The 23188-nt window shown below is 58.8% G+C and carries 18 protein-coding genes and 2 pseudogenes; 11 read left to right on the top strand and 9 right to left on the bottom strand.

Annotated elements, in window-relative coordinates:
- The first annotated feature begins 128 nt into the window (after positions 1-128).
- Both LVY75_06560 and LVY75_06565 read left to right on the top strand, forming a co-directional pair.
- Entirely contained in the window at positions 129-506 is a 378-nt protein-coding gene (locus tag LVY75_06560) for a hypothetical protein (GenBank protein XAZ19806.1), read from the top strand.
- An 89-nt stretch (positions 507-595) separates the two neighbouring features.
- Positions 596-895 (top strand): hypothetical protein, encoded by a 300-nt coding sequence (locus LVY75_06565; protein ID XAZ19807.1) that lies wholly within the window; start codon positions 596-598, stop codon positions 893-895.
- A gap of 95 nt (positions 896-990) precedes the next feature.
- On the opposite strand, the pseudogene LVY75_06570 reads toward LVY75_06565, so the two are convergent.
- Positions 991-3088: pseudogene (locus tag LVY75_06570) on the bottom strand (carboxy terminal-processing peptidase).
- A 392-nt stretch (positions 3089-3480) separates the two neighbouring features.
- Between LVY75_06570 and LVY75_06575 the strand changes: the two are divergent.
- Complete coding sequence (locus tag LVY75_06575) at positions 3481-4314, top strand: SMP-30/gluconolactonase/LRE family protein (protein ID XAZ19808.1); 834 nt, start codon at positions 3481-3483, stop codon at positions 4312-4314.
- Positions 4315-4322: 8 nt separating this feature from the next.
- On the opposite strand, the gene LVY75_06580 is transcribed toward LVY75_06575, so the two are convergent.
- Positions 4323-5015: a GntR family transcriptional regulator gene (locus tag LVY75_06580; GenBank protein ID XAZ19809.1), complete on the bottom strand. Its 693-nt coding sequence runs from the start codon at positions 5013-5015 to the stop codon at positions 4323-4325.
- A gap of 147 nt (positions 5016-5162) precedes the next feature.
- Here LVY75_06580 and LVY75_06585 point away from each other — a divergent pair.
- Positions 5163-6900 (top strand): annotated as a pseudogene (locus tag LVY75_06585) (dihydroxy-acid dehydratase).
- A 17-nt stretch (positions 6901-6917) separates the two neighbouring features.
- Positions 6918-7640, top strand: coding sequence for a ribonuclease activity regulator RraA (locus LVY75_06590; GenBank protein ID XAZ19810.1), 723 nt, complete (start codon positions 6918-6920; stop codon positions 7638-7640).
- Positions 7641-7667: 27 nt separating this feature from the next.
- On the opposite strand, the gene LVY75_06595 is transcribed toward LVY75_06590, so the two are convergent.
- From LVY75_06595 to LVY75_06625, 7 genes are all read right to left on the bottom strand, one after another.
- Positions 7668-8567: a carbohydrate ABC transporter permease gene (locus LVY75_06595; GenBank protein XAZ19811.1), complete on the bottom strand. Its 900-nt coding sequence runs from the start codon at positions 8565-8567 to the stop codon at positions 7668-7670.
- A gap of 11 nt (positions 8568-8578) precedes the next feature.
- Positions 8579-9511 (bottom strand): sugar ABC transporter permease, encoded by a 933-nt coding sequence (locus LVY75_06600; protein ID XAZ19812.1) that lies wholly within the window; start codon positions 9509-9511, stop codon positions 8579-8581.
- Between the two features lie 81 nt (positions 9512-9592).
- Entirely contained in the window at positions 9593-10897 is a 1305-nt protein-coding gene (locus LVY75_06605; protein ID XAZ19813.1) for an ABC transporter substrate-binding protein, read from the bottom strand.
- Positions 10898-11047: 150 nt separating this feature from the next.
- The gene (ugpC, locus tag LVY75_06610; GenBank protein XAZ19814.1) at positions 11048-12115 is read right to left on the bottom strand and encodes a sn-glycerol-3-phosphate ABC transporter ATP-binding protein UgpC; all 1068 of its coding nucleotides are present in this window, start codon (positions 12113-12115) and stop codon (positions 11048-11050) included.
- Between the two features lie 78 nt (positions 12116-12193).
- Positions 12194-12967 carry an SDR family oxidoreductase gene (locus LVY75_06615; protein ID XAZ19815.1) on the bottom strand — a complete coding sequence of 258 codons (774 nt, stop codon included), beginning with the start codon at positions 12965-12967 and terminating at the stop codon, positions 12194-12196.
- A complete protein-coding gene (locus LVY75_06620) occupies positions 12964-13950 on the bottom strand; it encodes an SDR family oxidoreductase (protein XAZ19816.1) in 987 nt (328 codons plus the stop codon). The genes LVY75_06615 and LVY75_06620 overlap by 4 nt, the downstream gene beginning before the upstream one ends.
- 270 nt (positions 13951-14220) lie before the next feature.
- Positions 14221-15135 carry an NAD(P)-dependent oxidoreductase gene (locus LVY75_06625; GenBank protein ID XAZ19817.1) on the bottom strand — a complete coding sequence of 305 codons (915 nt, stop codon included), beginning with the start codon at positions 15133-15135 and terminating at the stop codon, positions 14221-14223.
- A 227-nt stretch (positions 15136-15362) separates the two neighbouring features.
- Between LVY75_06625 and LVY75_06630 the strand changes: the two genes are divergently transcribed.
- The 6 genes from LVY75_06630 to LVY75_06655 all read left to right on the top strand — a co-directional run bounded on the left by LVY75_06630 (position 15363) and on the right by LVY75_06655 (position 23188).
- Positions 15363-16319 (top strand): LacI family DNA-binding transcriptional regulator, encoded by a 957-nt coding sequence (locus LVY75_06630; GenBank protein ID XAZ21345.1) that lies wholly within the window; start codon positions 15363-15365, stop codon positions 16317-16319.
- A 158-nt stretch (positions 16320-16477) separates the two neighbouring features.
- Positions 16478-17401 carry a helix-turn-helix domain-containing protein gene (locus tag LVY75_06635; protein ID XAZ19818.1) on the top strand — a complete coding sequence of 308 codons (924 nt, stop codon included), beginning with the start codon at positions 16478-16480 and terminating at the stop codon, positions 17399-17401.
- A gap of 206 nt (positions 17402-17607) precedes the next feature.
- Positions 17608-19116, top strand: coding sequence for an alpha-N-arabinofuranosidase (locus LVY75_06640; GenBank protein ID XAZ19819.1), 1509 nt, complete (start codon positions 17608-17610; stop codon positions 19114-19116).
- 197 nt (positions 19117-19313) lie between these two features.
- On the top strand, positions 19314-21218 hold the full coding sequence (locus LVY75_06645) for an ABC transporter substrate-binding protein (GenBank protein XAZ19820.1): 1905 nt from the start codon (positions 19314-19316) through the stop codon (positions 21216-21218).
- 104 nt (positions 21219-21322) lie between these two features.
- Positions 21323-22327, top strand: a complete 1005-nt coding sequence (locus LVY75_06650; protein ID XAZ19821.1) for an ABC transporter permease — start codon at positions 21323-21325, stop codon at positions 22325-22327.
- 3 nt (positions 22328-22330) lie between these two features.
- On the top strand, positions 22331-23188 hold the full coding sequence (locus tag LVY75_06655; protein ID XAZ19822.1) for an ABC transporter permease: 858 nt from the start codon (positions 22331-22333) through the stop codon (positions 23186-23188).

Genomic DNA, 23188 nt, shown 5'->3' on the forward strand with positions numbered 1-23188 from the left:
CTGCCCGTGACAAGCAGGACCGGACTGAACAATACTGGCCCCGGCATGGCTAGGTATCAGCCGCAATCGCCCGACAGGAACTATCGCCTCAACCCTTCGTTACCTCGGCACAGAAGCGAGGTAACGTCATGAACAAAATCATAGGACTGTCATCGGCGGCTGTCTTTGGACTGATCTCCACTTGCGCCCTTGCGCAGGCGCCAGCCGAACCGTCGCCGCCTCCACCACCAGAATCCAGCAGGCAAAATCCACCGCCGCCACCGAATTCTTCCAGCAAGAACGAGGAGCGTGCTGATGATGGTTGGCGTTCGCAGCCGAGGGAGCGCGGTGCCCGGTTCCACATCGAGAACGGTCAGACCAGGATCGATCTCAGATGCGCCGACGGCGACTCCACAAAGGACTGCGCCGACGCTGTTCTGCAGGTGCTGGAGCATTTGCAGGCATCCAACTCCGGCAACAACGATCGGCGCGGCGATGACCGGCGTGATCGCTGGGAACGCGACTAGCAGCTGAAGCTGTCGCCCAGGTGAACGGCGTTTTCAGCCTCGGTTCACCGGGACAGGCGTTAAATCGCCCAATAATCGGAGAAACGAAGATGCGAAAACTTCTCGTCACCATAGCCCTGCTCGCAGCCGGAATGACAACCGGAGCTGCAAATGCCATGCCCTCTGGCAGGGTCACGGCTCCGGCAGCCTCGAACGTCGTAACGGTCGACTACGCCTGTGGCCGCGGTTATCATTTGAGCCCGCGCGGCTTTTGCCGGCCCAATCGATGGGCACCGCCGCCGCCACGCTACTACGGTTGGGATCGCTCCTACGGTTGGGGTCGTCCGCATCGCGACTGGCGCGAATACAGACGCTACGACCGCTGGGATCGCGACCGCGACTGGCGGTGATCATTCCTTTCACTGGCCGGACGAAGCTGGGATCGCTTCGGCCGGCCCGGTAGGCCGCGACGGGACACTCGGGTCTGACTACTTTCCGCCTGTATCTACTGCTTGGTGATTGTCTTCGATACGCCTTGCTGCAAATCCGCCTCGTCGGCAAGGATGGCGGCTGCCTCGTCCAAAAGGACGTCCTTTGCCTTCTTGCGAGCATCTTCAATGGCAATATCGGCACTCAGGCTGCGTTCGTTCGACTCCAGCCCATCATCCGCGCCGGTATCTTCGCCACCGATCAACTGCGCTCGAGACTTTCGGCGCTCCTCTCGAGCAGTTGCTTCCTTCCGACGCTCGGCTTCATTGAGGGAAACGACGCCTTTGTCGCGCAGCGCCTTGAGGTCGGCAATATCTTTCACGAGTCCCTGGAAGGCCGGATCGCTTCCAACCCGTGCATCATGGCGGCTTTGCAATGTGGGCAGCAATTTTGCGACCGTGTCGGCGGGTGCGTAATTCGCGGGCTTGATCTGCGCCCACGGCAAAGCGTTGTCATAACTCGTCTCGCCGAAGCTCGCCGGGTCGGAAAGCCCGGGCAAGCTGATATCGGGAGTAACACCACGCAGCTGCGTCGTACCGCCATTGATCCGGAAAAACTGGGCAATCGTCACCTTCAGCTCGCCGAGTTCGGGTTTGCTGTTACGCACGATCTGGTCGAGATCAACGACGGTCTGAACGGTGCCCTTGCCGAAACTCGGTTCGCCGATGATCACGCCGCGACCGTAATCCTGGATTGCCGCGGCAAAAAATCTCTGAAGCCGATGCCGACCCGCGATTGATGAGGACGCCCATAGGGCCTGTCCAGACAGGTGCCGCAAAATCCGCACTTCTGACCGCGACCTTGCCGTCGCTACTCCGTTGCTGAACGACCGGGCCATTGCCGATGAACAGGCCCGTCAAATCAACTGCCTCATCCAATGAACCGCCGCCATTGTTGCGCACGTCTATGAGAACGCTGTCGACCTTTTCCTGCTTCAATTCGTCGAGAAGCTTGGCGACGTCGCGGCTCGCACTTTTATAGTCCTTGTCCCCTTTGTGCCGGGCCTCAAAGTCCTCATAGAATGTCGGCAGGGTGATCACCCCGATTTTGCGTGTGGCACCCCCTTCATTCACGGTGAGCACGGTCTTCCTGGCAGCCTGTTTTTCAAGGCTGATTTTATCGCGCACGAGGCTGACAACACGATGCGTGCCATCTGGCCCGGCATCCGCGGGCAGGATGTCCAAGCGTACGACGGAGCCCTTTTTTCCGCGTATCAATTGCACGACTTCATCAAGGCGCGTGCCCACCACTTCTTTTATCGCGCCATCCTTGCCTTGACCAACGCCCGTAATGCGATCTCCGACCACGAGCTTGCCCGACAACTGGGCAGGGCCGCCGGGCACGAGCTCACGGATCGTCGTGTAGTCGTCGCGCTCTTGCAGGACCGCACCGATACCAACGAGCGAAAGCTTCATCGAGATATTGAAATCTGCCGAGGCAGCCGCGCCGAAATAGTCCGTATGCGGATCGACCGACGTTGCGTAGGCCTCCATGAACGACTGGAATACGTCCTCGCTTTTATATTGATAGGCGCGCTCGAGAACGTTTGCATAGCGTTTGTCGAGCGTCTCCCGAATGGCTGCATCGGTCTTGCCGGCGAGTTTCAACAGCAGCCAGTCGCTTTTGACACGCTTGCGCCAGAGCTCATTGCTTTCGGCCTCCGATTGCGGCCACGGCGCTTTGTCACGCACAACGGAATAATTTTCCTGTACGCCGAAATCGAAGCCCTGCTTAAGCAAATTACGCGCGTAGGTCATACGATCGACAATACGCTGTTCATAGGCGTTGAAGATCGCAAACGGGATCTTCAAATCCTTCCGTTCGACGGCATCGTCGATCTCGCTGCGGTTAGACATGAATTTGTCGATGTCCGCTTGCAGGAAGAGCATGTGATCCGGATCCAGCGATTTGATGAACTGATCCATGATCTTGGCCGACAAGGCGTCATCGAGCGCAACAGGCCTGTAGCTGTATCGCGTGAGGAGTTGTGCGCTTAACTGAGCGGCTTGCGCCTGCTGCTTTAGCGGCGCCAAAACGGGCGGTGATGCGACTTCAGCATAGGCGGACTGCGCGATTGCAAGAAATGCACCAAGGACGATGTGTGATATGCGCAAGCGTTGATCCAATTCGTAATGCCTGTTGTCGATGTGCGATCTAGGTGAGGTAATTATGGTTTTTTGGCAACCGGTAGTAAACCGTGTGGTTTGCAAAGCCGCGAAAAACCATTCTCAACGACCGGCCGGAAAACAATGAAGTGTGCTGGGACCTTCCACATAACGCCGCCCGAAAGCCTTGGAAAAGCATGAATTTACGGTCCACGAGGTCGTGACTGGGCGGTCGCAGGAGCTTCCGCGTAGCGGTTCGTAGGAAAGTGGGATCGACTGCCCACGATTTCGTGTTCCGCATCAGGACCACAATTCGCACAGGTCGCGACCCCACGATTCCCGAGAGGCTGCGGCTAAGCTATGCATGTCGTATTGATATAGTGAGACAAGCTGAGAGCGAAATGGCGATTACATTCGAAGTGTTCTCCAACCGCTGGGCGCATCTTGGCGAGAGCCCGGTCTGGTCGGAGACTGAAAATTGCATCTGGTGGGTCGATACCGACGGCCGCAAGCTGCTGCGTACCGATCCAGAAACCGGCAAGACCTCGGCATGGGATGCGCCCGAAGCAGTCGGCTGCATTGCGTTGCGGACAGATGGAACGCTGATTGCCGGGCTTGCGACCGGCATTTTCCTCTTTGAAGCGTCGGCAGGCCTGTTCCAACGGGTCTGCACACCGGAAAGCCGCCCGGATGTCCGCTTCAACGATGGCACGCTCGATCCCGCCGGACGATTCTGGGCCGGCACGATGCAGCGGGAGATGGCAGCGCCGGCCGGAGCGATCTTCTGCATCGAGCCCGATTTCAGCCACCGACGGGTTTTCGAAGATTTCTGGACGCCGAACGGCCTGGCCTTCGATCCAATACGGCAAAGAATGTATTTTTCCGATTCCCATCCTTCCGTTCAGACCATCTGGGTCTGCGACTATGACCTTGCCACCGGCACGCCGTCCAACCGTCGGATCTTTGCGACCACACATGCCTTTTCCGGAAGGCCCGACGGGGCGTTCATCGACGAGGACGGGATCTACTGGATTGCCGGCGTCGGCGGCTCGCAACTGTTGCGCTTTGCACCATCAGGTGAGCCGCTCACGCCTGTCGAACTGCCGACAACCCATCCGACCAAGCTCGTGATGAACCACACAATGCCGCGCACGATTTTCGTCACCACCCGCCGCATGGCCGATCCCGATCAGAGCGACGCCTCCGGCCACCTCCTGCGCTGCCTTCGTACCTGAGCCTGTCCTTAGCGCCGGACAAAATCGGGATATTGAGCGCAGATGATATCCGTGATCGACAGCGTGCCCGACAGGTGCTTGCGCATGGCCGCGGCCGCCTTTTCGGGTTCGCCGGAACGAACAGCTTCAACGATGGCACGATGATCGGCAAGCACTGTCTCCAACTTGCCGGGCATCGGCAGGTTGAGGCGGCGCAGCCGGTCGAGATGGACGCTTTGACGCCGCACCGTTGTCCAGAGACCCAGAATGCCGTTGCGCTCGAAGAGCGTGCGATGGAACTCCCTGTCGAGTGAATCGAACTGATCAAACTGAATTGGCGAGGCCACTGCCTCCTGCATACGAAGTACCCGCTCCAATACCTGTGCCGTCTCGGCCGGGCTTGCGAGCGTCAGCCTGTGAACCGCTTCGAGTTCGATCGACAGCCTGAGAAAATGCGCCCGCTTGGCATGCTCGATGTCGATCTTGGCAACGACAGTGGCATATTGCGGATAGACCTCGACCAGTCCTTCCTCTTCCAGCCGCATCAAGGCATCTCGCACCGGCGTCTGACTGACATTAAACTCGCTCTGCAGTGATACGCGCGACAGAACCGTCGTCGGCGTCAGATCCATGGAGAGAATACGGGAGCGAAGGATTTCAAGAATTTGCGGCGCGACCTGACGCGTTCGGTCGAGAGGAAATTCTGTCCGGTTAACTTTCACGTCTGCCTGTCCCACCCTCGAAACACTGCCGACCGTTTAAACATATTTTGTAGCTTGATGCACTGATGCATTAGTGCTTCAGTTCGTTCGTCCAACGTCGCGCCGGAATTGGGCGGCATTTTCTTTCATCCGAGACAGGACTTCACAATGAATGTCAGGAGAAACCCTTCCATGCTGCGCAGCGCCAGATGGTTCGCGCCTGACGACCTCAGAAGTTCGGGGCACCGTTCCCGCACCATGCAGATGGGATATGCGCCGGAGGAATGGTCGGGCAAGCCCGTCATCGCCATCCTCAATACCTGGTCAGACGCCAACCCATGCCATGCGCATTTTCAAACATCGCGTCGAGGATGTGAAGCGTGGCATCTTCCAGGCGGGCGGCTTCCCGCTCGAACTGCCGGCACTGTCGCTCTCGGAAAGCTACGTCAAGCCGACGACGATGCTCTATCGCAACATGCTTGCCATGGAGGCAGAAGAACTGCTGCGCTCACATCCGGTCGATGGCACGGTGCTGATGGGCGGCTGCGACAAGACGACGCCCGGGCTTATCATGGGTGCGCTCAGCATGGGCCTGCCGCTGATCTTTTTGCCGGCAGGCCCGATGCTGCGCGGCAACTATCGCGGTGAATATCTGGGCTCCGGTTCGGATGCATGGAAATTCTGGGACGAGCGGCGGGCCGGCACGATTTCCGAAACCGAATGGGTCGAAGTGGAGGCCGGGATCGCCCGCTCCTATGGCCATTGCATGACCATGGGCACGGCAAGCACGATGACGGCGATCGCCGAAGCGCTTGGGCTGACGCTGCCGGGTGCAAGTTCCATTCCCGCTGCCGATTCCAACCATATCCGCATGTCGTCGGCAGTCGGCCGTCGCATCGTCGAGATGGTGTGGGAGGATCTTGTGCCGACGAAGATCGTCACCCGGACGGCAGTGAATAACGCAGTGACGGTAGCCATGGCGACGGGCTGTTCCACCAACGCGATCGTGCATCTGGTCGCGATGGCACGCCGGGCCGGTATACCGCTGACGCTCGACGATCTCGATCACGCCGGCCGCGCGACGCCTGTGCTCGCCAATATACGCCCAACCGGCAAGACTTATCTGATGGAGGACTTTTACTATGCGGGCGGTCTGAGGGCGTTGATGGCGAAGCTCTCGTCCAAGCTCGATCTCTCGACGATGACGGTGACCGGTGTAACTCTCGGCGAAACGCTCGAAGGGGCCAGATGCTACAACGACGATGTCATCCGCTCGCTCGAGAATCCCCTCTATCACGAAGGGTCGCTCGCGGTGCTGAAGGGCAATCTTGCGCCGACCGGCGCCGTCATCAAGCCGGCTGCTTGCGATCCGCGCTTCCACAAGCATGAAGGTCCTGCCCTCGTCTTCGACAGCTATCCGGACATGAAGCGAGCCGTCGACGACGAAAGCCTCGATATCACCCCTGATCACGTCATGGTTCTGCGCGGCGCAGGCCCGCAAGGCGGCCCCGGCATGCCGGAATGGGGCATGCTTCCGATGCCGAAGGCGCTGCTGAAGAAAGGCTACCGCGATATGCTGCGGCTTTCGGACGCGCGCATGAGCGGCACGAGCTACGGCGCCTGCGTGCTCCATATATCCCCGGAATCGCACGTCGGTGGCCCGCTCGCCCTGTTGAAGACTGGAGACATTGTTCGCCTCGATCTCGAAGCCCGCCGCATCGACATGCTTGTCGATGATGAGGAACTGGCCCGCCGTCGTGCTGCCTGGGTCAAGCCGCCAGAAAAGTTCGGCCGCGGTTATGGCTGGATGTTTGCCCGCCACATCGCCCAGGCCGATACGGGCTGCGATTTCGATTTTCTGGAATCCGGCTTTGGCCCCGCCCCCGGCGAGCCGGATATCTATTGATTTCAGGAGGACAAGATATGACCACCACTTTCAGCGAGCAAACGCGTGAGAAGCTGAAAAGCGTTTCGACCGCAACGCTTTGTACCGCCCTTTTCAAACGCGGGCTGCGAAACCAGTTCATCCAGGACGTGCGCCCGCTCTCGCCGAAGAAGACCAACATGGTCGGCCAGGCTTTCACGCTGCGCTATATTCCGGCGCGCGAAGACCTGAACACGCTCGATGTTTTCCGCAATCCGGAACATCCCCAGCGCGCAGCCGTGGAACGCTGCCCGCCGGGCGCAGTGCTGCTCATGGACAGCCGGCGGGACGCGCGTGCGGCCTCCGCCGGCTCGATTCTCGTCTCGCGCCTGCAGGTGCGCGGCGTTGCCGGTGTCGTGACCGACGGTGGCTTCCGTGACAGTCCTGAGATCGCCGGGCTCGATATCCCTGCCTATCACCACCGGCCGTCAGCGCCAACAAACCTGACCCTGCATCAGGCAATCGAGATCGATGTGCCGATCGGCTGCGGCGATGTTCCTGTCTTCCCGGGCGACGTGGTGGTCGGCGACAATGAGGGCGTGATGGTCATCCCCCTGCATCTTGCCGAGGAGATCGCCGACGAGGCCGTCGAGATGACGGCCTACGAGGATTTCGTCACCGAGGAAGTGCTCGCCGGCGCGACCATCATCGGGCTCTATCCGGCAACCAGCGAAGCGCCGCGCGCAAAGTTCGCCGAGTGGCGGAAGAGGAATAATCGGTAGACTCGGCAAGGGGCAGCTTCTGCCCTTTCATTCCTTGACCGCCCCGGTCATCGACGAGACGTAATAGTCCACGAAGAACGAATAGAGGATGACGACGGGCAGCGAACCGAACAGGGCTCCCGCCATCAGCGATCCCCATTCGAACACATCGCCACGCACCAGCTCCGTCAGCACACCAACGGGGATCGTCTTGTTTTCCGACGACTGGATGAACGTCAGGGCGTAGATGAACTCGTTCCAAGACAGGGTGAAGGCGAAGATGCCAGCCGAGATCAGGCCGGGCACTGCCAATGGCAGAATGATCTTCGTCAGGATCTGCCAGCGATTGGCGCCGTCCACCAGTGCGCTTTCCTCCAGCTCGAACGGGATCGAGCGGAAGTAACCCATCAGAAGCCATGTGCAGAAGGGAATGAGGAAGGTCGGATAGGTGAAGATCAGCGCGAGCCGCGAGTCATAGATGCCGAGCTTGAAAACGATGAAGGCAAGCGGAATGAACAGGATCGATGGCGGTACGAGATAGGCAAGGAAGATGACGAGGCCGATGGAACGGGAGCCGGTAAAGCGCACGCGCTCGATCGCATAGGCGCCGAAGACCGACGCCACAAGCGACAGGAAGGTCGAGCAGACGGCGACAAGGATCGTGTTCCACATCCAGCCCGGATAGGACGTTTCGAAGAACAGATATTTGATATGATCAAGCGTCGGCCCGACCACCCAGAACGGGCTGTAATTGCTATAGTCTGTCAGTTGTTCGTTTGGCTTCACCGCGGTGATCGCCATCCAATAGAACGGGAAGAGCAGCACGAAGACGAAAACCGCCATCGGCAGATAGAGCATCACCACCCGCCGCGGCAGGCGGTTCAGATAGCTCATGCCCTCGGCATTATCGGTCAGGACGACGTTGGCGGTATTGGAATTGGTCGACATTGTTTTTCTCCCTAGTCCTGGCCGCCCTGCTGCCATTTGCGGCGTTGCAGACCGAAGAAGCTGAACATGATCGCCCCAAGCAGGAACGGGATCATGGCGACGGCGATCGCAGCACCCTCGCCGAGCTGGCCGCCGGGAATGCCGCGTTGGAAGGACAATGTCGCCATCAGATGCGTGGCGTTGACCGGGCCGCCCTTGGTCAGCACGTAGATGAGCTGGAAATCGGTGAAAGTGAAAAGCACCGAGAATGTCATCACGACCGCGATGATCGGCGTCAGCATCGGCAGCGTCACGTAGCGGAAACGCTGCCAGCTGGTCGCCCCGTCAAGTGAGGCAGCCTCCTGCAGAGAGGCTGGAATGGTCTGCAGGCCGGCAAGCAGCGAAATAGCCACGAAGGGAATGCCGCGCCAGACATTGGCGATAATGACGGAAATACGCGCATTGGTGGGATCGCCGAGGAAGTTGATCGGTGCATCGATCAGGCCAAGCTCCATCAGCGACCAGGAAATGATCGAAAACTGGGAATCGTAGATCCACCAGAAGGCAAGGGCCGACAGCACGGTAGGCACGACCCAGGGCAGAAGCACGATCGCGCGGAAAAAACTCTTGAACGGCAGATGCTGGTTCAGGAGCAGCGCCAACCAGAGGCCAAGCGCGAACTTCAGCAGCGATGCGATGAAGGTATAGAGGACGGTGTTGAAGACCGACAGCCAGAAGACGTTGTCGTCCATCAGGTATTGGTAGTTCTCCAGCCCGATGAAGATACCGTCGCGGCCAATGCGCGTATCGGTGAAGCCAAGCCAGACGCCGAGCCCCAGCGGATAGGTCAGGAAGCAGACCAGGAAGACCGCCGCCGGCAGCATGAACAGGAAGCCGAGCACATTATTGTTCTGCAGGAGCGCGGACGTCGGCGCGCGCGCATCCCCGGAATTCACCGTCGACATTGCTTATCTCCAGATTGCTGTAGCCTAAAGGCTTGCGGCACGCCGGTTTCCGGCATGCCGCTTGTCTTGGAAAATGCGGGATCAGACGCGGTAGTAGCGGTTCGCCCTGCGCTCGGCCTCTTTCATCGCATCTTCCGGCGACATCTGGCCGGTAACAGCGGCGGCATACATGTCGACCAGAACATAGTCGGCCATGGTGGCAGCCGAGGCATAGCCGAGCGGGCCGGCATAGCCGTTCGGACGCAGCTTTTCCGAGGCGCGTGCGTAAGGCGCATGGATCGGATCGGCAGTCCAGATCGGGTTCTTGGCGAATTCCTTGAGCGGCTGGCAGCAATAGGCGCTGGAACCCTGGATCCAGGCATTCATCTGATCGGCTTCCATCATGAACTTGATGTAGGCCTTCGCGGCTTCCGGATATTTACTGTGCTTGAACAGAAGCAATGAACTCGTCTGGCAAAGCTCGACGCTCTGGCCGACCGGGCCGATCGGGAAGTTCGTCGTGCGAATGTCCTTGGTGATTTCTGCAAGCTTGGGATCGTTCTTGGCGGTGTAATAGACCGACACACCATTGGCGATCAGCGAAACCTGGCCGGCAAGGAAGGCGCGGTTGTTATTGACGTCCTGCCAGCTTTCCGTGCCCGGAATGAAGGTCGCATAGAGCTCCTTGGCATAGTTGATCGACGCCAGCGTTTCCGGGCTGTTGATCGTTACCTTGCCGCCTTCGTCGACCATCTTGCCGCCGTGGCTCCAGAGCAGCCAATGGGCATAGTTGTTGCCGTCACCAACGGCCTTGCCATGCGGGAAGCCGGCAGGCGTGCCCTTTGCCTTCATGGCCTTGCAAAGCTCCAGGAAGCCTGCAGTGTCCTTGGGAAATTCGCTGAAGCCCGCCGCCTTCACATGGCTGTCGCGATAGACCACGGCATTGCCGATCGCCGTCAGCGGCATGGCAATGAACGTATCGCCGCGTGAGGCATAACCTTTGACCCCATCGTACCAGCCGCCATATTTGTTGCCGAGATAGTTGGCGAGTTCGGTCAGGTCGACCAGTTTGTCCGGATATTGGTGGGCATCATCGAACCAGCACATGATAAGGTCAGGCCCGGAACCGACATTGGCCGCAACAGCAGCCTTCGGGCGAATGTCCTCCCAGCTCTCCTTGTCGATACGGACCTCGACACCGGTCGCCTCCGTGAATTTCTTGGTATTTGCAAGCCAGGCCTCCTCATCGCCTTTCACGAAGGGTGTCCAGCGAAGCAGGCGCAGGCTCGCTCCACTTTCCGGCGTGTAGGTCGGCTCTGCCTGTGCGAAAGACGGCCTGATGCCGAGACCGGCGACGCCGGCCGCTGCTGCCGAAGCGGCAAGAAATTCACGTCTCTTGATCGTCATTATATTCCTCCTCCTGGAAAAAGCGGGAGAGAATTCTCCGACATTCATCTCCCGCTTGATGAACGACGGTACCCGCATCCTGAAATGGGATGCCAGCCATCTGGCGAATGGGCGGGAAGACTCCTCCTCTGCCGCGCCCCGCCTGAAGGCTTAATTGGTCAACCTCTGGCCGCCTTCTGCATCGAAGAGATGAACATGCGAGGCGTCGATCATCACATGCAGGCTTTCGCCCGGCCGTGCATTGACGCGTTCGCGAAAGACACAGTTGAGATCTGTGCCGCCAAGCTTCAAAGTGAGATGTGTCTCGTAACCGGTTGGCTCTATGACGACGATCTCACCTGGCAGGCCGCCGGCATCGAGCACGATATATTCAGGCCGAAGCCCGTAGACGAGATCACGTCCTTTAGCGCTTTCCGGCGCATTGGCGACCGGAAGCGCCGTGCCATCGGCAGTGATAAAACGCGCTGCATTCTCGGGATCGAGCCTGCCCTTGATCATGTTCATTGCAGGCGAGCCTATGAAGCCGCCGACGAAGAGATTGGCCGGCTTGTCGTAGAGTTCCAAAGGCGAACCTACCTGCTCGACGATCCCGTCATGCATGACGACGATCTTGTCGGCCATGGTCATCGCTTCGATCTGGTCGTGGGTGACGTAGACGGTAGTGGTCTTCAACCGCTGGTGCAGCTCCTTGATCTCGGCTCGCATGGCGACGCGCAGCTTCGCATCCAGATTGGAGAGCGGCTCATCGAAAAGGAAGACTTCCGGATCGCGCACGATGGCGCGGCCCATGGCGACACGCTGGCGCTGGCCGCCGGAAAGCTGGCGTGGATAACGGTCGAGCAGCGCATCGAGCCCGAGAATGCCGGCGGCATATTTCACCCGCTTTTCGGCTTCGGCCTTCGGCGCCTTGTTTAGCATCAGCGAAAAGCCCATGTTCTGCTGCACCGTCATGTGCGGATAGAGCGCGTAGTTCTGGAAGACCATGGCGATGTCGCGATCCTTCGGCGGCAAGGTGTTCACCACCCGCCCGCCGATCCGGATTTCGCCCGCGGAGATGTTTTCCAGCCCCGCCAGCATGCGCAGCAGCGTGGACTTGCCGCAGCCTGAAGGGCCGACGAGAATGACGAATTCACCATCGGCAATATCGATGTTCACGCCTTTGATGACCGGAAATGCGCCGAACGATTTTCGCACTTCCGCGAATTGAACACCTGCCATACTCCCTCCTCCCAGATATCGAGCATCACATGCTATGTATTCGTATTCTCATGCTTTTCGCTGGCGCAGGACCGCTGGTCACCCGCGCCCGACGAAGGGCATCCTGGTCGCCATCACGGTCATCGTCAGCACGTTGGCGCTGAGCGGCAGGCCCGCCATATAGACGACCGCATCGGCGATATGTTTGGGATCAATCGTCTCCTCCACGGCAGTCGTGCCATTCGCCTGAAGAACGCCGGTGGCCATTCTTTTCGTCATGTCGCTTGCCGCATTGCCGATATCGATCTGGCCGCACGCGATATCGAATTCGCGACCGTCGAGAGCGGTCGATTTCGTCAGTCCGGTGATTGCATGCTTGGTCGCCGTATAGGGCGCGGAATTCGGACGTGGCGTCGTTGCCGAAACCGAGCCGTTGTTGATGATGCGGCCGCCACGCGGCATCTGACCCTTCATCAGCCTGAACGCCTGCTGCGTGCAGAGAAAGGCGCCCGTCAGATTGGCCGATACGACGGCGCTCCAGTCTTCGAAAGATACGTCCTCCAACGATATCCCCGGCGCCGAGACACCGGCATTGTTGACCAGGAGATCGAGGCGGCCATACCGATTTTCGATCGCATCGAACAATGCTCTGACTGAAAGCGGATCGCCGACATCGGCGCGGATTGCGGTAACTTCTGCACCTGTCTCGCTGGCGAGTTCGGCGGCGGCTTTTTCGAGAATCTCGGCACGTCGCCCCGAAATGACCACTTTGTAGTCCGCAGTCCCCAGTCCTCTTGCGATTGCGCGGCCAACACCCGTGCCTCCGCCAGTCACAAGGGCAATCTTCGACTGCTCGCCGGAACTCCCGCTCATGCAATCCTCCCGCCGAGTTCGTCCTCGATATGCACCTGCAGGATCTCGTCGAAGCTCGCCTCCGCCGTAAAGCCGAGCTCGGACGCTCGCTTCGCATCGAATTGGGTGGGCCAGCCGGCGACGATCCGTTCGATCACCGGGTCACGCTCGCGCTTGATCAAGGCAACCGCCTTGTCGCCTGCAACCCGGCGCAGGGCATCGATTTCCTCCGAAACCAGCGCCGAGAGACCCGGCATGGTCAGGTTGCGCCGCGACCCCACTTTTGCCGTATCGATTTTTGCAGCATGGACGAAGAAACCAACCGCCGCCCTCGGACTTGCGAACCAGTGCCGGACGCCATCACTGACCGGCAGCACGGCCGGCTTGCCAACAAGCGGCTCACGCAGGATGTTGGAGAAGAAGCCGGAGGCGGCCTTGTTCGGTGCGCCAGGGCGCACGCAGATCGTCGGCAGGCGAATGCCGACGCCATCGAAAATCCCGCGGCGCGAGTAGTCGGCAAGCAGCAACTCGGCAATGGCTTTCTGGGTTCCGTAACTTGTCAGGGGCGTGGAGAAGAACTCGTCCGGAATGACATCAGGGAAAGGCGTGCCGAACACCGCGATGGATGAAGCAAACACGACACGCGGCACATAGTGAGATTTCAGACCCTCTTGGCGGATTGCGTCGAACAGTGCGCGCGTCCCATCGAGATTGACGGCATAGCCCTTATCGAAATCCGCTTCCGCCTCGCCTGAAACGATCGCCGCCAGATGAAAGATCAGATCCGGCCGGGCCTCGATCAGCTTGTCGGCAACACCCGCCCGGGCAAGATCGAACGTCATGGCGTTTGACAGGGACTGAAGGGCTTCGGGTACCGGCGGCTGAAATGCATCGACCAGCGTCAATCGACTGATCGTAGTGCCGAGCGCGTTGGGTTCGCGGGCAATTCTTTCGACCAGCTTGCGGCCGACCATGCCTGCCGCACCCAAAATCATCACATGCATGTCTGCTTACCTCCCAGCGCCGCCGATCTCGTTCTTCGAGACGACCTCGTGTCAGATCGGAACCCGTTCTCCCCGGTTGGATTCCGCGCGTCACACCAAGCGCAACGCCATCTATTCCTTCAAGTTTTCCAAAGTCCGGACCGATATGCAGGAACGTTACCGACCGGATAAAATCAAACAAAACTGCAACCTGCAGGTCAACTTACCTTGCATGATCTGCGGGTGGTAGCAATCGAACATAAGTCTCATGTCTCCTTTGCCCAGTGCCTGTCAGCGAATAACAGTCATGCCCGGCAGGACGACGCCGCTCTTTTCGGCAAGGACCTTTGCCACGGCGGCATCATCCTCCTTGCCGAGACCGGCGTCGGCTGCCTGCTGGAAGAGCGAGAGCGCGGTCGAAGCGAGCGGAGTGGCGGCGCCTGCCCGCTCTGCCTCAGAGGCGACGATGCCGAGATCCTTGACGAAGATGTCCACCGCCGAGCGCGGTGTATAGTCTCCCGAGACGATATGTTCGCCCCGGTTCTCGAACATCCAGGAGGAGCCTGCCGAAACCCGCAGGACTTCGTAAAGCGTCTTCAGGTCGATCCCGGTCTTGGCTGCAAACGTCATCGCCTCGGCCGTCACGGCGATATGCACCCCAGCCAGCAGTTGGTTGATCATCTTCACCTGCGAACCGGGGCCGGGCCTGTCCCCGAGCCGGAAGACCTTGCCGGAGACCGCATCGAGCGCCGGTTCTGCGCGCGCAAAAGCCTCCGGCGAGCCAGAGCCCATAACGACCATCTCGCCGGAAAGCGCCTTGGCGTGGCCGCCCGAAACCGGCGCATCGACGACAAGCATGCCAGCAGCTTCCAGTCGGTCGGCAATCGCGACTGTGGCGCTCGGCGCCATGGTCGCGCTAAGCAGAAAGACGGTGCCGGCGCGAGCCGTCTCCAGCGAACCGCCCGGCCCGAACAACACATCCTCGGCCTGACTGCTGTTGACGACGAACACGAACACCACATCGGCTTCCGCTGTGGCTTTGGATGGTGTCTCGCAGGATTTGCCGCCCGCTTCCGAAAAGCGCTGCAATACATCCGACCGGACGTCACATCCGTGGACGATAAAACCCGCCCTCAAAAGCGACAGGGCAGCGCCCCATCCCATCGATCCAAGGCCGATGACCGCTGCTGTCCGTATGTCCTGCACAGCTCCTCCTCCAACGCGGAATACCAGCGTTGAGTACGGTGTTATCGATACCGGTATCGATAACAAGCCTCAATTTCGTAACATATGTCAAGCGTCGGCAATTCCTCTTTTTGCGAAATCGGCTTATAATTTATGCGCGTGTGCTGGTGTCGGCACTGATGGGGGACCCCTTGGGGATACGCAAGTCCACTCTGGAAGAGGTTGCCGCTGCGGCCGGCGTGAGCAAGATGACTGTATCCCGAGCGCTGCGTGGTGCACCTGACGTCTCCGCGCAAACTCGCCAAAGAGTGCTGACGGCGACGGAACAACTCGGTTACGTCGGCAATCGGCTTGCCCTTTCATTGTCGTCACAGAAAACCAATCTCGTCGCCGTCGTGGTGCCGAGCATGTCCAATATCGTCTTTCCCGAGGTGCTCGCAGGCATTTCGACCGGGCTCGAAGGGTCCGGAATGCAGGCGGTCTTCGGGCTCTCAGACTATGATACGCGCAAGGAACGGGACGTTATCAGGGACATGCTGTCCTGGCGGCCGAGCGCCATTATCGTCACCGGTCTCGACCAGCCCGAAGATACGGTGAGAATACTGAAAAGCGCCGATATTCCCGTCATTCAGATCATGGATCTCGATGGTACGCCGATCGATCTCAATGTCGGCCTGTCGCACGGAAAGGCAGGCGAGGAAATGGCGAGAGCGCTGATTGCCTCCGGCCGAAAGCGTTTCGGCTATATTGGCAGTGCGCTGGAGCGGGACCTGCGTGCCGCAAAACGCAAGGCCGGCTTCGAGCGCGCCCTGCATGAAAACGGCCTCGCCATCATCGGGCAAAGGCTGGGTGATACCCTTTCCTCCGTCAGTCTCGGCAAATATCTGACACAGCAGTTGCTGCGTGACGAGCCGAACCTCGACTGTATCTATTATTCCAATGACGACATGGCCGCGGGGGGTGCATTTGCCGGCATCGAGGCCTCCCGGACTGACGACATTCTGATGGCGGGTTTCAACGGCCTTGAACTCGCGGCTGCGCTTCCCGTGAGGATCGCTACATCCAAATCGCCACGTCGTCTGATCGGTGAAGTCGCAGCACGTCTGGCATGCGGCTCCATGGCGCCGGATATTCCGTCGAGCGGCAAGATCACCGCCTTCGTTCCCGAGATTACGGGCATTGTACCGGATAACTCCGGCTCGTAACTCCGGTTTGCCAACCGACGTGGTTTTGCGGAGAGACGCGCTTGTCAATTTCAACGAATGCTGAGATTTAAATCAGGGAAGTCGATCTATATCCACGCGCGGCTTGCTATATCAGCATTGTCGATATAAATCGATATGTGATGCAGCATGGAGAAGCCATGGAACGCTCGTTTTTGACGATCGATGCCGGAGTCAATGACACCGTAATCAAAGCTCTCTCGGCGCCTGGACGCCTGCAACTCCTTAAACTTTTGTGTTCAAAGGGCCCCATGAACGTCAACGACATGGCACGGGCTCTGTCGCTGCCGCAGTCGACCGTCGCAACCGGAATTCAAATTCTGGAAGAGGTAGGATTGGTCGAATCCCGCCTCGCCAAAGGCCGGAAGGGCAATCAGAAGATCTGCTCCGCGGTTTATGACGAAATCCTCATCAGCTTTGAGGACAAGTCCGTCAACAAGGCGGATGACGTCATCGAGGTCGAGATGCCGGTTGGGCTCTACACGAGCTGCGATATCCACGCCCCATGCGGCCTTTGCTCCAGTGACAGTGTAATCGGCTTGCTCGATGTTCCTGATTATTTCCTTGATCCACAGCGCATGCAGGCCGGTCTTGTGTGGTTCGGGAGGGGTTATGTCGAATACAAATTCCCGAACAATGCCAAGGTTTTGAACAAGGACGTGCGCGCCATTGAATTCTCGATGGAACTGTCTTCTGAAGTACCTGGGACCAATCCCGATTGGCCCTCGGACATCACGATCTGGGTCAATGGAATACCGGTCGGCACCTGGACTTCTCCGGGCGATTACGGTGACAAGCGCGGTGCTCACACACCTGCCTGGTGGAAGCTGGAAGGCTCTCAGTACGGCAAGTTGAAGACCTGGCGTATCTCCACACGAGGCACATTCATCGACGGCATCTCAACCTCCAATGTCACGGTGGAAGACCTTGCTCTCGCGCAGCATTCCTCGATCCGCCTGCGGATCGGCATTGCCGAGAACGCCAGCCATACCGGTGGCGTCAACATATTTGGCCGTGGATTTGGGAATCATGGCCGCGACATTGTTATGCGCCTCTATATTTAACGAACAATATCGGAAATCCTGATTTCGAAGGCGCGAGAAATTTTTCTCTAGATGACGGAAATTTCGCCCTAAATTATTGTTAAATAACTATTATTTTTTACTGGCGGGCTGCCAACAACTCACACGCTGTTCGATTGACTCGCACTCATCAAGCTATCAAGATAGCTGCACAAGAACGAAGAAATCGATATTTACGGGAGGGTTCGTTGAAAGCGAATGTTGTTGTTCATCGCGATTTTCGGGTCGCGAGCATTGATCCCAGACTTTACAGTTCGTTCCTTGAGCACCTCGGGAGAGCCGTTTACGGCGGCATATACGAGCCAGGGCATCCGACAGCAGACGCGGACGGCTTCCGGCAAGACGTTATCGATCTCGTCCAGCAACTCGATACGCCCTACTGTCGTTACCCTGGCGGCAATTTCGTTTCCGCCTATGATTGGCAAGATGGCGTTGGTCCGCGTTCCGACCGTCCTGTCCGGCTGGATCTTGCCTGGCGTACCCGAGAAAGCAACCAAATCGGCGTCAATGAATTCGTCGACTGGTGCAAGAAGGCGAAGACGGAGCCCATGCTCGCCGTCAACCTCGGCTCACGCGGGCTGGATTCGGCCCGCAATTTCCTCGAATATTGCAATCATCCCGGCGGCACCTATTGGTCGGACCTGCGTCGCAAGCATGGTTGGGAGGCACCTCATAACGTCAAATTGTGGTGCCTCGGCAACGAAATGGACGGCCCCTGGCAGGTAGGACACAAGTCAGCGCACGAATATGGCCGGCTCGCCGACGAAACGGCAAAGGCCATGCGGAATTTTGACAAGTCGCTGGAACTCGTGGTCTGCGGCTCCTCGCATTCCGATATGAAGACCTATCCGGATTGGGAAGCAGAGGTCCTCAACGAGTGCTATGACAGCGCCGACTATATTTCCCTGCATATGTATTTCGCAAACCGCGAGAAAAATACGCTCAACTACCTTGCCCGCACGACGAAGCTTGACCGTTACATCACCACGATCGGCGGTGTGATCGACTACATCAAGGCGAAGAAGCGGTCGAAGAAGACGATCGGCATTTCCTTCGACGAATGGAATGTCTGGTATCATTCCAACCAGCAGGACAAGGATATCCTCGCCAAAAACGAATGGCCCGATGCCCCACACCTTCTCGAAGACGTCTATAATTTCGAGGACGTGTTGCAGGTCGGCGGGATTCTCAACACCTTCATCCGCCGTTCGGACCGCGTGCGCATCGCCTGCATCGCCCAGCTCGTCAATGTCATCGCTCCGATCATGACCGAGAATGGCGGTCCGGCCTGGCGTCAGACGATCTATTATCCCTTCTACTTCGCGTCGAAATACGGCCGGGGATCGGCCCTGCAACTGATCACCGACGCGCCGACCTACGATTGCGACGAAGCGGACGATGTGCCCTATCTGGACACATCCGCAGTGCTTTCCGACGACGGCAAGACGCTGACCTTCTTTATCGTCAACCGTCATCCGCAAAGCGCGCTTGACCTCGACGCCCGGCTGGATGGCTTTGCCAATGCCCGTGTGCTCGAGCAGCTGGAGATGACGCATCCTGACCTGCAGGCGGTCAACACGGCACGGCAGCCGGAGACGGTTGCCCCGATCAAAGTCGAGAACGCGAAAGTCGAGGACGGCAGATTGCGCGCGAGCCTGAAGCCTCTGTCCTACAGCGTCATCCGGCTTTCGGTCTGACGCCATTCCGGCCATCACTCTCGTGCTGGCCTGGAGAATATCCGCTCGCTGCGAGGAGGCAGCCGAGCCGGAGAAATGGTTCGCAGAAGCATCTGACCTGACAAGTGCAAGTCCCTATGCCGCTGCGAACCCTAAAACCGCGACGTCCCATGCGTCCATTGCGGCCGCGCTCTCGTCGCATTCAAAGGGAGGAGATAATGCAGCATTGGAAGAAGCTTGCATTCGGCGTCGCCTTGGCGACGCTCGGCCTGATGGCCGCGGCTAAGGCGGATGACTATAAATCCTTGCCTCGCAAGGACACTCTCATCGTCGAAAACCCGGAAGGCACCATCAAGAACCCCGGCTGGTTCAATATTTGGGTCAACGGCGGCGGCGGTGTTTCGACCGGCCTGCAGCAGTTGACCATGGACACGCTCTGGTACATCGATCCGGAAAAAGGCCTCGGCGGCTCGACCTGGGACAATTCCCTTGCCGCCGACAAACCGCAATACAATGCCGACTTCACCGAGATGACGGTGAAACTGCGCAAGGGGCTCTACTGGAGCGACGGCGTGGAATTCACCGCTGACGACCTGGTCTACACGGTCAAGACGCAGATGGACCATCCCGGCATGGTCTGGAGTGCTGCCTTTTCCGTGCAGGTGGCGAGCGTCGAAGCGACCGATCCCTATACGGTCGTCTTCAAGCTGAAAAAGCCCAACTCCCGTTTTCATGCGATCTTCACCGTGCGTTGGAACGGTGCCTGGATCATGCCGAAGCACGTCTTCGAAAAGATCGCCGATCCGGTTCGCTATGACTTCGCCAACCCCGTCTCACTGGGCGCCTACAAGCTGAAGACCTATGACCCCCAGGGCAAATGGTACACATGGGAGAAGCGCGACGACTGGCAGCGGACTTCGCTTGGCCGGTTCGGCGAGCCTGCTCCAAAATATGTAACCTATGTCGACCCAGGCCCGCCGGATAAACGCACCATCGCCCAGCTCGAGCACAATCTCGATATCATCCACGACAATACGCCGGAAGGCATGTTCACGCTCAAGGAAAAGTCGAAGAGCGTCGATAGCTGGTTCCCGGGCTTCCCCTTTGCTCATCCGGACCCGACGCTTCCGGCTGTCATTTTCAATACGCAGGATCCGACCTTCCAGAACCCGGATGTCCGCTGGGCATTGGCGCTGCTGATCGATATCAAGGCCGTGGACATGGCGAGCTATCGCGGTGCGGCCACGCTTTCGGCACTCGGTGTACCGCCAACGGCCATTGCCATGACGGACTATCAGGCTCCTCTGCAGGATTGGCTGAAGGACTTCGAGATCGATACGGGCAAGCGCAAGATCAAGCCTTACGATCCGACAGTTGGCCAGCAGATTGCCGATATCCTGCGCAAGCAGCCAAAATACAAGGATCAGATCCCGACGGACCCCGCCGCCATCAATAGCGCGTTCGGCTATGGCTGGTGGAAACCGGATCCGCAGGCAGCAGCCGAACTGCTGGAAAAAGCAGGCTTCAAGAAGACCGGCGGCAAATGGATGACCCCGGACGGCCAGCCGTTCAAGATCCGGATGACCGTCGAGGGCGACACCCGCTCCGTCTTCACTCGGGCCGGAACGCTCATCGCACAGCAATGGGCCTCTTTCGGTATCGACGCCAAAGCCGTGCCGGTCACGAAACTTTGGCAGGTTGCGCTGCAGCCCGGCGACTATCAGGTAGCAATTGCCTGGAGCGTGGAAACCTGGGGCGGCGATCCCGATCTGTCGTTCTTCCTCGACAGCTGGCACTCACAGTTCGTGGCAAAGAAGGGTGAGAACCAGCCGCCGCGCAACTGGCAGCGCTGGAGCAATCCGGAACTCGACAAGATCATCGAAAGCATTCGCGGCATCGGCGCCGACGATCCGAAGGGCCTTGAGCTTGGCAAGGATTATCTCAAGCTGGTCGCCCGCGAAATGCCGACGATACCGCTGATGTCCTATAACGTCTTCACCTCGATGGACACGACCTATTGGACCGGTTACCCGACGATATCAGACCCTTATACCGATCCGGTACCGAACTGGGCGAATTCCAGGTTGATGATGGTCAAATTGAAACCGGCACAACCGAAATAATCCTCCCACCGCCGGCGCGGCCCTTTCGCGCCGGCCCCCTTATCGGCGGGCAATCTGCCCGTCGATCCTTTCGATGAAGGGACCCAGAGAGGAACCACCACCCTATGACGTCCTATCTGATCTTTGTGCTGAAGCGGTTCGGTCAGTTTCTGCTCGTCGTATTTCTTGGCGTGACCATAACATTCTTCGTCACCCACCTGACCCCGATCGATCCGGTCGAAGAGAGCATAGGCTCCATAACGCAGATGGGGCAATCCGATCCAAACGCGATCGAACTGATGCGCCAGTCGCTTCGGGAGCTTTACGGACTGAATGGCTCGATCTGGCAGCAATACCTGCATTTCTGGCTTCGGCTCGCGACAGGTGACCTCGGCCCCTCGCTCTCGGCCTTCCCCACACCGGTCTCGACCATCATAATGCGTTCCCTGCCCTGGACGATCGGTCTGATGACGGTCTCCACGCTGATTACCTTCGTGCTCGGCAACGCGATCGGTGCGCTTGCCGGTTACCACAGGAAGAACATGATCCTGAAAGCGGTCAGCCTCGTTTTCATCGCGATGTTGCCGATCCCCTATTACATTCTGGCCTTCGTTCTGCTCATTGTCTTCGGTTATGTCTGGCCGATTCTGCCGATCAATGGCGGCTATGAGATGAATGCCAATCTCGACCTGTCTTTCTCCCTTGTTATCGACATTCTCGAGCATTCCATCCTGCCCGCATTCTCGCTGATCCTCGTCGGCACCGGCAGCTGGTTGATCGGGATGCGTGCTCTGGTCTCCAACATCATCACGGAGGATTATGTGGTCTTTGCCGAGCTCGGCGGCGTGCCGAAGCGGCGCATCCTGCGCTCCTATATCGCCCGCAACGCCATGGTGCCGCAGTTTACGGGCTTGGCGATGTCGCTCGGCGCTATCTTCAACGGCACGGTCATTACCGAGATCGTCTTCGGCTATCCCGGCATCGGAAACCTGCTGATATCAGCCGTCCATGCTGGCGACTACAGCCTCGTGCTCGGCCTCAGCGCCTTATCGATCGTCGGCGTCGCGGCCGCCGTCTTCATCATCGACATCCTGAGCCCGCTCATCGATCCGCGCATCAAGGTGGAGTAGGCCATGTTCACAATCCTGCGCGACCTGACGCGCCACAACATGGAATTCCTGAGCGGTCTGGCACTCTTTGCCATCATCGTGGGCCTGGTCATCCTGTCCTATTTCTCGCCCTATGGCGCCACGGACATCTACCTCCTGCCGCCCGATATGCCGCCGGACGGAGACTATTGGCTGGGCACCACGTCGCGCGGCCAGGACGTCTTCTGGCAGCTGACGACTGCGCTGCGCAACACGCTCTATTTCGGTATCGGCGTCGCCTTCCTGTCTCGCATCATATCGCTCGTCGTTGGCCTGGTCGCTGGTTATGCCGGCGGCGTGGTTGACCGGGTCCTCATGGCGATCAACGACAGCGTCATGGTCATTCCGCAATTTCCGCTGCTGATCCTGTTCTATTTTGTGCTGAAGGACAGCATGACCTGGACAGCTCTCATCGTCATCATGGCAGCTCTCGGCTGGTCCTATGATGCGAGGCTCATCCGTTCTGTTGCGATCAGCCTTAAAACGCGGCCGTTTACCACTCAGAGCGTCTATTCCGGCATGAGCATGCGCAAGATCCTCGTCGAGGAGCATTTGCCCTATGTCCTGCCGATCGTCTTTGCCACGACGATGAACAACATGATCTGGTCTATCGGGATGGAGATCACCTTGTCGGTGCTTGGCTTCACCGACATCGAGACCCCGACCATGGGCATGATGATCTATTGGGCCAACGCCCATTCGGCGCTCATCGCCGGCACCTGGTGGTGGGTGGCTGCACCCGTTGCCGTCATCGTCGTTCTCTTCCTGGCACTGTTTCTCCTGTCCATGTCGATGAACGAATACAACGATCCGCGCAGCCGGCTGAACCGGATGGGAGGTTAG

Origin of the sequence: Sinorhizobium sp. B11, assembly GCA_039725955.1 — a bacterium.
Lineage (GTDB): Bacteria > Pseudomonadota > Alphaproteobacteria > Rhizobiales > Rhizobiaceae > Rhizobium.

What these genes read in the sequence shown, in the direction of transcription:
- LVY75_06560 (XAZ19806.1), top strand. Translation starts at nt 129, where the DNA reads ATGAACAAAATCATAGGACTGTCATCGGCGGCTGTCTTTGGACTGATC.
- LVY75_06565 (XAZ19807.1), top strand. Translation starts at nt 596, where the DNA reads ATGCGAAAACTTCTCGTCACCATAGCCCTGCTCGCAGCCGGAATGACA.
- LVY75_06575 (XAZ19808.1), top strand. Translation starts at nt 3,481, where the DNA reads ATGGCGATTACATTCGAAGTGTTCTCCAACCGCTGGGCGCATCTTGGC.
- LVY75_06590 (XAZ19810.1), top strand. Translation starts at nt 6,918, where the DNA reads ATGACCACCACTTTCAGCGAGCAAACGCGTGAGAAGCTGAAAAGCGTT.
- LVY75_06595 (XAZ19811.1), bottom strand. Translation starts at nt 8,567, where the DNA reads ATGTCGACCAATTCCAATACCGCCAACGTCGTCCTGACCGATAATGCC.
- LVY75_06600 (XAZ19812.1), bottom strand. Translation starts at nt 9,511, where the DNA reads ATGTCGACGGTGAATTCCGGGGATGCGCGCGCGCCGACGTCCGCGCTC.
- LVY75_06605 (XAZ19813.1), bottom strand. Translation starts at nt 10,897, where the DNA reads ATGACGATCAAGAGACGTGAATTTCTTGCCGCTTCGGCAGCAGCGGCC.
- ugpC (XAZ19814.1), bottom strand. Translation starts at nt 12,115, where the DNA reads ATGGCAGGTGTTCAATTCGCGGAAGTGCGAAAATCGTTCGGCGCATTT.
- LVY75_06615 (XAZ19815.1), bottom strand. Translation starts at nt 12,967, where the DNA reads ATGAGCGGGAGTTCCGGCGAGCAGTCGAAGATTGCCCTTGTGACTGGC.
- LVY75_06620 (XAZ19816.1), bottom strand. Translation starts at nt 13,950, where the DNA reads ATGCATGTGATGATTTTGGGTGCGGCAGGCATGGTCGGCCGCAAGCTG.
- LVY75_06630 (XAZ21345.1), top strand. Translation starts at nt 15,363, where the DNA reads ATGACTGTATCCCGAGCGCTGCGTGGTGCACCTGACGTCTCCGCGCAA.
- LVY75_06635 (XAZ19818.1), top strand. Translation starts at nt 16,478, where the DNA reads ATGGAACGCTCGTTTTTGACGATCGATGCCGGAGTCAATGACACCGTA.
- LVY75_06645 (XAZ19820.1), top strand. Translation starts at nt 19,314, where the DNA reads ATGCAGCATTGGAAGAAGCTTGCATTCGGCGTCGCCTTGGCGACGCTC.
- LVY75_06650 (XAZ19821.1), top strand. Translation starts at nt 21,323, where the DNA reads ATGACGTCCTATCTGATCTTTGTGCTGAAGCGGTTCGGTCAGTTTCTG.
- LVY75_06655 (XAZ19822.1), top strand. Translation starts at nt 22,331, where the DNA reads ATGTTCACAATCCTGCGCGACCTGACGCGCCACAACATGGAATTCCTG.